The 10,563-nt window shown below is 48.8% G+C and carries 7 protein-coding genes; 5 read left to right on the top strand and 2 right to left on the bottom strand.

All coding sequences use genetic code 11. From position 1 onward, the window contains the following. The 5 genes from KDK14_RS07365 to KDK14_RS07385 all read left to right on the top strand — a co-directional run. On the top strand, window positions 1-507 hold a 507-nt coding region (locus KDK14_RS07365), incomplete at its 5' end, for a hypothetical protein (protein WP_257264413.1). Between the two features lie 40 nt (window positions 508-547). After that, on the top strand, window positions 548-943 hold the full coding sequence (locus KDK14_RS07370; RefSeq protein WP_257264414.1) for a hypothetical protein: 396 nt from the start codon (window positions 548-550) through the stop codon (window positions 941-943). Window positions 944-956: 13 nt separating this feature from the next. Beyond that, window positions 957-2,030 carry a hypothetical protein gene (locus KDK14_RS07375; protein ID WP_257264415.1) on the top strand — a complete coding sequence of 358 codons (1,074 nt, stop codon included), beginning with the start codon at window positions 957-959 and terminating at the stop codon, window positions 2,028-2,030. A 13-nt stretch (window positions 2,031-2,043) separates the two neighbouring features. Continuing rightward, window positions 2,044-3,141 carry an alpha-helical pore-forming toxin family protein gene (locus tag KDK14_RS07380; RefSeq protein ID WP_257264416.1) on the top strand — a complete coding sequence of 366 codons (1,098 nt, stop codon included), beginning with the start codon at window positions 2,044-2,046 and terminating at the stop codon, window positions 3,139-3,141. 59 nt (window positions 3,142-3,200) lie between these two features. Continuing rightward, window positions 3,201-4,277 (top strand): hypothetical protein, encoded by a 1,077-nt coding sequence (locus KDK14_RS07385; RefSeq protein WP_257264417.1) that lies wholly within the window; start codon window positions 3,201-3,203, stop codon window positions 4,275-4,277. Window positions 4,278-4,356: 79 nt separating this feature from the next. On the opposite strand, the gene KDK14_RS07390 is transcribed toward KDK14_RS07385, so the two are convergent. Beyond that, on the bottom strand, window positions 4,357-8,838 hold the full coding sequence (locus tag KDK14_RS07390; RefSeq protein ID WP_257264418.1) for a hypothetical protein: 4,482 nt from the start codon (window positions 8,836-8,838) through the stop codon (window positions 4,357-4,359). Window positions 8,839-8,852: 14 nt separating this feature from the next. Beyond that, the gene (locus tag KDK14_RS07395; protein ID WP_257264420.1) at window positions 8,853-10,082 is read right to left on the bottom strand and encodes a hypothetical protein; all 1,230 of its coding nucleotides are present in this window, start codon (window positions 10,080-10,082) and stop codon (window positions 8,853-8,855) included. Window positions 10,083-10,563: the final 481 nt, after the last annotated feature.

Here is a 10,563-nt window from a genome sequence, read left to right on the forward strand (position 1 = left end):
GGTAAGGAGTTTGTTCAGCATGAGGAGATTGCCAAAGCTTTAAAATATTATTTTTGCACAAAAAACGCTCTTTTAATGCAAAACCAGTTGTGTAATCATGGCCGCAAAACATTGGTACAGATTATGAAGAAAATAAAAATCCTCGTTGTCATTGACTCTTCCGGGGCGTTAAGTTCGGCTGCCATTGAAAACAATGTTTACATGATTGATTCCAACCGGTGGCTTGGCTCCTGGCAGGAAGGGACTTGCCAGCTCCAAACAGTGGCAGAAGATGGGCAGCTAATCAGCTGGTGCGCGACCGGGATTTCCTCTGACAGTCAGGTCACTATCACAGCCTTTTCCGGTGATATGGTCAGCCAGTCAGTTTGTGTTCCGCAACCGTCAGGTGATGAAGCGTGGGAAGGCCGGGTAGAAACCAATGGCGGCTCTGGTCGTTATTTTTATCAGATTTCTATCAATGTGAACGGGCAACCGTTCAGTTTTTCTCCGTATCTTGATGTTGAGTAGTGCTTGGTCATCATTCTTATAAACAAAAAAGAAGGAACCTATGAAAACCATTCAAGTATTGATCGTGGTAGACGCTTCTGCCGCATTAGCCAGCAATGACTTGCAAAGTAATGTCTACCTGGTGGATACCAATAAATACATGGGATCTGGAAATGAAGGACAGGCGGAACTGAAAACCGCCTGTCATGATGGGCAGCTGATCTGCTGGAGGGTAGTGCCTATCTCCCAGGATAATGAGGTCAGCATCAGCAGCTTTACCGGCCAGATGATCAATGACAGCGTATGTGTACCTAAGAGACAGGGCATAGAGGGAGACATTTACTGGGAAGCCAGGGTAGAGGCCCGAGGCACCACGGGTATTCAGCAATATTCCACGGTACTGGTGATAGATGGCAAAAGCATGACCTTTGATCCTTATCTGGATATCAGATCCTGAAGGGGTACCCGTTATGTTAAACCCTCATGTTGACACTGCCATCAATATGCTGACAGAAGTTTATAACGATATCCGAGGCGTTTCAAACTTCGCCAATACCTGCAACAGCTTTGTGATCGGCCATGTAGCCTCCGACCCTGATTGGTTGGCTTCGGCCCGTAGCCGTTCTGAATATCTCCGGGACGTAATGAATGCCTTTATGCGTCAGAAGCCGGATATTATGGCAAGCATTATTGTTTCATTCGTAGATTATCAGACGCTGTTTGCTGCCTTTGCCACCCAGTACAAGCAGTTAAGTAGCACTGATGACTGGCTAAGTATGCTCGAAAGTCTTAAGAGTACTGCCACGGCCAGCATGAATACCACTAATAATGCCAATGCCGGGTTTTCAGATGCCTATAAGAATGTCAGTGACCGGGTATTTCTGCTGGATGATAGTATCAGCCAGGGTTGGCAGGCGTTGTCCGGTGAAGAGGCGGAAATGACCCGGATTGCCGAGGCGATTGGTGAACTGACCAACTCCATTGCCAGCCTTGGTGCTGAAGTGAATTCCGCAGATCTTCGGGCAGGAAAGACCTATGTCCAGAGTCTGGTGAAAATGGCTTACAGCGTCGTGATGGAAACCGCTTCTTCGGTGCCCTACCTGACCATAGCCACGGGTTTGCTGAGTATTGGCGAAGGCGTATATAACACCCTGAAAAATGCTTCAGATGTTCAAACTCAACTCGATAAACTGACTCAGCTGCAAAATAAGGCAACCCAGGCCGCCCAAGCCACAGCGATCACCAAGGCGGTGTTGCAACAGCTGAACACCCTTGAGAAATCCTTTCTCAGTCTGGACAGTTCTTTGCCCGCTTTATCGCTGCTATGGCAGAATGAGATCGATAAACTCAGCTCAGCTATAAATGCTATTAACGCTGGCTCTGACCCATCACTGTTGTTTGATTTACAGACAGCAGAAATCGCCGCCGCTTCCTGGCAAACCATCACCGACTTTGCAAACCAGTTACATCAGGCTCCCCAAGTGGGCAATAGTATACTGGTAAACTGTGAAGATAAGACTATTTCCCTAATGAATCACGAATAAAAAGGACTTCACCATGTCAAACAACACACAACTGAACAGCACACAACAGTCAACACAGTCAGCTTTTCTGGCGGTTCATGTCATTACTGCCCAATGTCACGCCATTATTAATACCCAGTTCACGCCACCAAGTGTAAAGCCAGAATGGTTTGACGACCTGAATGCCAAACTGGATACCGCCAAGTCCGTGGCAAAAGACTGGGTTGATAATCTTGCTCCGGAAGTGTCTGCATCTATTCCTGCGCAGATTATTGATTATAGCGCCACCTTTAATGCCTCTGTGACGGCGATACACGAGTTGTATGACCAGGACCCTGGCGCCAGCGGCAGCGATAATGCAACTGTCGTACAGGCCAAGGCCATTATGCAGAACCTGTCCACCGAGGTTGGGAAAAAGCAAGCCGTAGTCACGGAGATGCAGGCCAAGCTGACGGCCTGGGGTAGCCAGATGCAGTCAGCCCATGATGACCTGGTCACGGGTGCCAGTAATATTCAGCAGACCATCATTGATTTGAAAACCGATATTGAAAATATGGATAACGCCATTGCCAATAACCGGGCCGCTATTGAAAAACTTAACAAAGACCTGGTCTATGCCCAGGTAGCGGTGGGTGTCGGTGTCTTTATGCTGGTCGCCGGTGTGGCCCTAACGGTTGCCACGGCTGGAACGGCAGCGGTTGTTTCCGGTGGCATTGCAGCAATGGGCGCAGCTTCCATTATTGGCGGTGCGGTCACCTGGGGTGTCATTCAAGGACAAATCAACGACGATTACGACAAGATAGCCCAAGAGCAAAAGCAAAAATCGGCAGACCAGCAACAGATCATCGCTCTTCAGGGCCTGTCCAATGCCAGTAGCGCGGTCGTCAGTGCTATCGAGCTGTCGACCAGCACGCTATCGGACTTTGAAACTACATGGAAACTGTTTGGTGATGAATTGCAGGGCGTGATCGACAAGCTGGATTCCGGTGCGGATATGTCATCCATTATTATGGAGAAAGTGATGACCGATTCAGCCAAAAACGAGTGGGTTGCTGCAGTTGAGCTGGCCAAGCAGTTGGCTGGCGCCACGGTGACTGTGGAAACCAAGGAAGTAACTCCGGCAGCAGCGTGATGATAGGGCGGCTTCTGTAGATCAGGAGTCGCTTTTCTTTTTTCCAGCAGGATTTCATTATGTCAGACAGTGCCAGTGAAACCATTTCGTCTCGGGTTTCTAACTCACTCAGTGCCATGGTGTTGTTAAACTCTTCTTGTCAGGCCGTTGTTGAGACTTGGATTTCCCAAGCTTCCGGGACTGGTCAGTCTAATGAACAATGGTATGACAAGGTGCAATCAGGGCTGGATGCCCTACAGAAACTGGTAAGAGACTGGCGGCTCAGTGGTAACCTCTATTTTAACCAAACGCTATTGGATGCTGTGATTACCACTGCTAATGAGTTTGTACAGGCTAAACCACTGGCAGATCAGTACTTTGCCCAGCTCGGCAATGATATTGATACCGACATTCAAAATAATCTGATTGCCTTGGTCAATGGCATTGCAAGCCATGTTAATACCCTTGAGCAGAGCGCCCTGGGATACAATACGGCGCTAAACGACTGGGCAAAGCAGGTAGCAGATGCGCAACAGAATCTGAATCAGATCATCAGCGAGATACAGGCACAGGAATCGCAGCTGCAGGCGGACATTGCCCTGGCTAATGAGCAAATCGCCGATATGGAAAATCAGATTAACACAGCACGGGAAGCGATCAGTAAAGCGAAATCAGCAGAGAAGAAAGGCATCTTCGAGACGGTCTTTGGTGTTGTCCTTGCGCCAGTTACCGGTGGCCTGTCGTTAATTCTGGCGGGCATTGGTGTCAGCTCTATTGTTGAGGCAGAGCAGGCGGTATCGGATCTTGAGAACTCTATTAAAAAGAGTCAGGCAAAAATAGCATCCGATCAGGCAGAACTGTCCGATGACCAGAAGCAGGTAGTCTCCCTGAAAGCGCTTTTGTTAAGTGTTGGTACAGTCATCAATGATTGCACCTGTATCACTAATGCGCTTGAGACGCTTCAGACAACGTTAGGCAGCATTAAACAGGAGGCGAATGGCGTCGCCGATAAACTATCGGCGGCGACAACAGCAGAGCAACTGATTCTGGAGAAGGTTTGGTTCGAAGCGGCCTTTAATGAATGGCAGGATATTCTTGAAACGGCCCGGACTTTGTCTCAGGCCAGCCCTTCAGTTTCCAGTGTGATGGTGGAGTAATTGTCAGACACGAATACCAGGTCAAGGACGCAATTTCATATAGTGAGGTACACAGGGTTGTTCCCTGTGTACCTGCCGATCAGAATTTCAGCCAGCTAAACGCCTCCTCTACTTTCTTTTTGGCAAACCCTGCGGCTTTCATGGCGCTTTTGACCGTCCCCTTGCCAAACCCGGCTTTTTTCATGGCTTTTGCAACACTCTTATGTCCTTTGTTCCACAGATCCCCGGCCTTGAGCATTTTGGCGATATCTTTGGAACCAAAACCGGCACTTCGCAGGTATTTAGCCGCCTTTTCGGAATCAACACGCAAGGTGTTTTTCAGCACTTTGGAGACGTCCTTGACGGCAAATCCGGCACCTTTGAGCAGTTTGCCCACCGCTTCATCACTTTCTCCGATATTCTTCAAAGCGTTTCCTATATCATGGCCATTAACACCTGCCGCCTTCATCTCTTTGGCGATAACCGAAGGCGAGGCGCGGGTCACTTTTCTAAGCGATTTTGCCACGGTATTGGCGCTGTGGCCGATGTCTTTCAAAGTTTTGGTAATATCCTTGGCCCCGCAGCCGAAACTCTTTTGCAGCATCCGGGTGACGCTGTCTGCGTCATGCCCAACATCCTTCAACAGCTTAGCTGCGCCCTGGGCGCTGGTATTGAAACCGTGTTTCAGCTCATTGCCGATCTCCTCCGCTGTTCTGCCACTTTTGTTCAGCAACCGGGTGGTCTCTTTCGAGGTTTGTTTATAGCCAGACTTCAGGGCTTTGCCCACCGAGCCAGCCGCTTTTGATATTTCTATAACACCGTCATCCAATGCATTGAGCCACTCTTCAGCAGTGTCGTATAAATCAGCCACTATGGTCTTGATTTCATTCAGCACCAGTTTGCCCAGTTTATCCAACTGGGTATTTTTGGCTGAAGCTTCGATATTGAAAGAAAAGTGTTCTCCAGCAAAAGTGAACCGACCATCCAGCTCGATATAGGCTTTATTATTCTGGTAGCCCATTTCCAGATCGGTACTGGCCGATGTTTTAATCTTCAGCTTACCCAGATCGGCTTTTACATTCAGTAGCCTGGCCAGCTCAAATTTGCCATTCAGCAGGAAATGGATAGCGCCGCTTAGGAACATATCCGTCAGCGAACCCAGGGAACCTTCAATCTTCCAGTCCAAATCATAACGGCCTTGAATAAAGTTCTCTTTGAGGGTGATGGAAGTATCAGACTCGACAATAATGACTACACCTTTAGCAGTAATATTGGCCAGGGTCGCGGACTCCTGCCCCAGTAGTCTCAGTCTGCCACTGAGTGCTATATGCGGATTTCTCAGCGCCTTGATCTCATGTTTGGGCTGCTTGAAGGAAGAAAGACTGATCATCGGGCCTTTCTTGTCGTCATAGTCGCTGAATCGGAAAAAATCCTTGCTAGCAATCTGGATGGGTTTGGTTATATACGACGTTGCAGCAATACCTTTGCGGTCACTGATTTCCACTTGTGTGGCCCAGCGTTCGCCAAGAATTTGCAGGCACCCAGACAGGTAATAACCCTGGGTAAACGTCAGTTCTCCCATACGTGCGCCAATCGGGGCAATATACACCTGTGGTGTTACAGCCACCTCCAGCATCTTATCTTTCAGCGTCACGGTATAGTGGCGCATTCCCTCAGACATATCCGTCAAACTCCAGATGCGTCCTTGCTTTCTTACGACAATCAGCAACATTTCCGCACTGGCGGGAATAACGACGCCTTCATGACTGAAGGCATTGGATACCGCCTCGTGATCTTTGCTGTCCAGTGCCGATACGGTATTGGCGGTAATGGAAAAGGTTCGGACTGAGCGGAGTTTGATCGATTTGAAGGCCTGATTAACCTCTTTGGGCAGATGGGCTACTTTGGCAAATTCCTCAGTAATATCCGCGAGGCTCAGCTGGCTGATGGAACCCGCCAAAACACTTTTTGACGGATCGGTTGAATCGGCAATAACCGCGATGGACGAACTGAACCGTTTGGTATCGATCTGAGCAGCGATACCCAGACTGGGAATGCCTCCCCAATTGATGCCCATTGCCAGCCCCATATTACTCAGTTTTATATTGCCGAAATGAAGGCTGCCCAGTGCTGAACCGGCAAAGTAAATCCCCCCCGGTAGCAGGCTCATGGCCATATTAAAGTTGACCGGTTGTTTCTGAATCTTAACGGTCAGCTGACCTGTCAGATAAAGCGACACTTGTCCTTTTTCTGTCAGAAAACCAAACTGGGCGGATAGCGGGTGTTTACCCAGCAGACTGGTATTGATGGAGGTGAACACTCGTGTTGCATCCGATGGGTTGGTGGCGACCTGCAAGGTTACCAGCAAAGACGGATCAAGCCCAAGCACCTGTTTTAGTAGTTTCATGTCTTTGGCTTTGGTATCCAGTGTCAGAGTCGCGTGCCCGTTAAAGCCTTTTACCACGCCGCCACTGGTTGGCATTGGAATCGAGGAGGCATTCAGGGATGGGTTGCTGAAAGACGCCAGTTCCGGAAAGGTAAAACCGGGGCTGTCAAAACTGGAAACCAACAGGGTCAACTGGCTCAGGGTGAGTTTGTCGTCGATGACCCTGAGCGCTTTAAGACCCGGTAGCTTTGAGAGTTCAGGCTCGTTCAAAACCAGACCAAATGCTGAACCCCATTGGCCAGACTGTTTACCAATATGTAAAGCCAGCGTACCTATGTCATTCACTTCAGTGGCCAGCAGAAAACTGTAGTCAGAACCGGTTTTGTGCAATTGAATGGTGTTCTCCACAAAATCCAGATCAAAGGATTTTGGTAAAGACAGCTCTCCAGCGGTCAACGTTGCCAGTATCTCGCTGAGGGAAGTTTTCGGGATATAGCTGTAGATCAGCACATCACCGGGGGTGCTGTAGGTCAGCCGGAGCTCATTCTTGTTAAGCATCATCTTACCACTGACCGAGCCGCGGAAACCCTGACTCTGCTGGTATGCGATGTACATGGAAACATCATCAACTTCCAGAGTGGTGGGGCCGACGGGAATAGAAAAAGAGCCATCCTCACCATCCATGGTCATAGCCATACTGTATGATCGACCAGGTTCTACGCCAAGCCTGAGCGTGCTGATAGTCATGTCAGCCGGCAGAGGGATTTCCGGGGCGTATTTGTTCAGCAGTTGTCCAAGCGGAATACTTTCCCCGCTGTCCTTTGTGGCGTACAGCGCAAAACCATCGGAAGAATCAGCGGTCACGCTACATCCTACACTCCCGATATTCATCCTTGCAGTGAGTTTGGTGGTTGTTCGTCGATCCTTGTTAGAGAATGGGTTGCGAACCTTGAAGGTACAGGCAATGCTGCTTAAGGTGAAGAGGTCGGGCCATATTTCCCAGTCCAGTTCGGGCATGCCGACGACAACGGTAGCATCTTTGACGCAGATGTCGCTCAATCGGGCATAATTGACCAGCAGACTGAAACCAGTCAGTTCCAACTTTCCAAGCCCCTTTACTAGTTTTTGTAGTTCGTTTGGAAGGTGATCAATAAAACCATTGTCGCTGCCACTGATGCCGGCCATGGATGAAAGATTGGTTAGAGATAGCCCTTCGCATTCGGCAATGCCATACCACTCATTGATACCGGGTTCGTACGGCATACTAAGGTTTGTCTGGATGCCAGCATTGGGAAGGGCTACAGACCCGTTAAACGCCTGAACTGGTCGAAATGCCGGATTAGTATCAGTCAGAACCCACTCATCACTGATGGGTGTGTAGACGATAAGGCTATCGCCTTTTATTTGAATGACTTTCTGACCAAAAACGCTGTTGATCCCCACCTCAATGGTCAGCAGTATGCCCGGTACAGTACCTTCCATCTGATTAGCCACATGCCAGGGAAACAGGAAGTTGCTGCCATCTTGCTGGAAACGGGCTTTCAGATCAGTGGGTGTTTCTCCTTGAACCGGTGGCCGGATGGTTCCGGAGACGGTTAGTGCGGTGGTGACCTGAAAGGCGTTGGCGGCTATAGCCACAGGGCCTTCAGGGCGAACCATGCCAATAAAGTTTATGCCAGTATTTAGCTGGCGTTGGTCACGAGGATCGATCAGGTTGCCGCTGCTAACAACAAAAGAAGCATTGAAAAAGCTAAAATCATCGAGAGGAACACGTTCAGGCTGCCAGCTCTCGCCGGTCTGGCGATTGAACAGCAGGAATTCATTTTCATCTGGGGTCTTAGGCAGCTGAGGGAAGCTCTTTGAAAATCGCCAATCGTTGGGACCAGGGTTTTCATCAAGCAGTTTATAGTAAGTGACCATCTGGACATTTACATCGTCGTCTATCCAGCTGATCAGTTCCGTTTCGACATTGGGAACGTTCAGATAAGCGCTTTTGCCTTTAATTCGAATGGACTGTTTGTCTTCATCATACTCAACGAGTTCAATGCTGTTCAGGTTGATCGCACGATTTTCGTAACCCCGGGTGAAAAACGAATTGAGTGAGTCAGGCAGGTCGTTGCTTTTTAACGAGAGGGTTTTGTGCTTGAGTGCCTGGTTCTGTATGCCAAACAACTGAGATAATGTGTTGAAATCCATAACCCATACTTCTCTTAAATTTCACGAGGTTCATAAAATGTGATGCCTTGTTTGTAATAAGCCCAGTCCCTCATATTCGCATCTTTTGGGGGGACCCAGTACAGGGGGTGTCCCTCTGTAAAGGGAATCTCGTGTTCCACAAACGGGTTTGGCTCCGTCATGGCCTCCATGTCAGTTGGCACCAGATCTGGGTAGCTGGTGTCGTGCCAGCGATCAAAATCGGTGAGGGTGCTGTTAGTGTTCTGGTAGCCTTTGACCACTCTTAATTCCCAGCGAACGCCTGAGCCGTGATGCCCGTCGACCCGCATGAAAATGCCATTTTCCGTAGTGACAACATACTTTTTGATTAACGGCCTGCCGCATGAGACCAGAAGCTGCGCAACGATATCTTTGGTGACAAAAGGATAGGCTTTCAGGGTGTTATGATCGGCGCAGATCTCCATACCCATTCTTACGTTGCGAAAATCGATGATATGTTCAGAAACATTAGGCCACATACCCGAGCGCTTGAAATATTCAGCCTGATTTATCCACTCGCCGTCGTATTTAATACCTTTGGGTTTGAACTTTTCGGTAGACATCCGGTAGGACGGCATACCATCAGTATCGATTGGCCGAAGCTTATCGACCTTGACGCCGCCGCCTAGCTCAATACCGCCATTGATGACCAGTGCCGTATTGTTGTCCACCAGAACATTTTCATCAAAGCCTGCCGGGTGAGGTTCCTCTCTGGTCCACATAATGGTGCCGGGAATCACCAGCCAGTGTTTCAGTGCTTTTTTGGTGGCAATCGTCTGGGTTAATACATCAGAGATGGCCTTATACATGTCAGCCGGATAGGAGCGTGGTTCTTCCGGGGGACGAAAGAAAAACTCCGGCATGGCAAAAATATTAAGGACGCCATCTTTCTTCAGATCTTTCCGGTATTCCAGCGTCGTGACAGCCAGTTCAAGGGCGGTAAGGGTGCGTTGAATGCGGGCGAAAACATCCGCATCACCTTTCACCATTTTCAGGTTTTCAGGCTGACCGGCCAGTTTTACAGTATAGATGGGTGGCTTCTGTGCCAGCACCTTATCCCTGTCAACAAGACCCGCCACTACCTTCATATCGGGAAACTGTCGAAAAATCGTTTGCTGTTCCCGATAATCAAGCAGTAAGCCAGCAGGCAGCTCATGCTGTACGCTGGTGCTCATGTAAATTGTGGGGGTGTGATAGGGGATAAAACGAATGTGAGAGTATGCCATTGCGATGATCCATGCTCACTGCTGACCGATTAAAAACCGTGGGGTGGAAAAATACTTAAGGACCTGGAAGCCTGTTGGACTTAAGACTGACCTGTTGGACTTAAGACTGACTTGCTGCGTTTGCGATAAGTTAGTCTAAAAATTCCTATTTCTTCGATAAATAGCCCGCTATTTTTCTCAGAATCAGAAATTTTTATCCTCAATCTCTCGCAATCCTGACTACGGACGCTTAAGCCTGACGGGCTCACGATGATACCTTCAATCATCTTATATTCCACAGTTGAGCTTCATGAAATTGGTTTAATACCTTGCAGGAGTAGTGTTGATCTAAATTATCGCATTCACCCAATGGGCGAGCTGCGAAATTCGGTCAATCCTCTGTCCTGCTGCGTATTCTGGTTTACTTGAGCACCTATTCTGTTTCATTGAACTCCTTACACATTGCCCAGTGTGATTTTTAGACCAGGTGTTCAACTGCGTC

Origin of the sequence: Endozoicomonas sp. ONNA2 (assembly GCF_024606365.1) — a bacterium.
In the GTDB taxonomy this organism is placed as follows: domain Bacteria; phylum Pseudomonadota; class Gammaproteobacteria; order Pseudomonadales; family Endozoicomonadaceae; genus Endozoicomonas.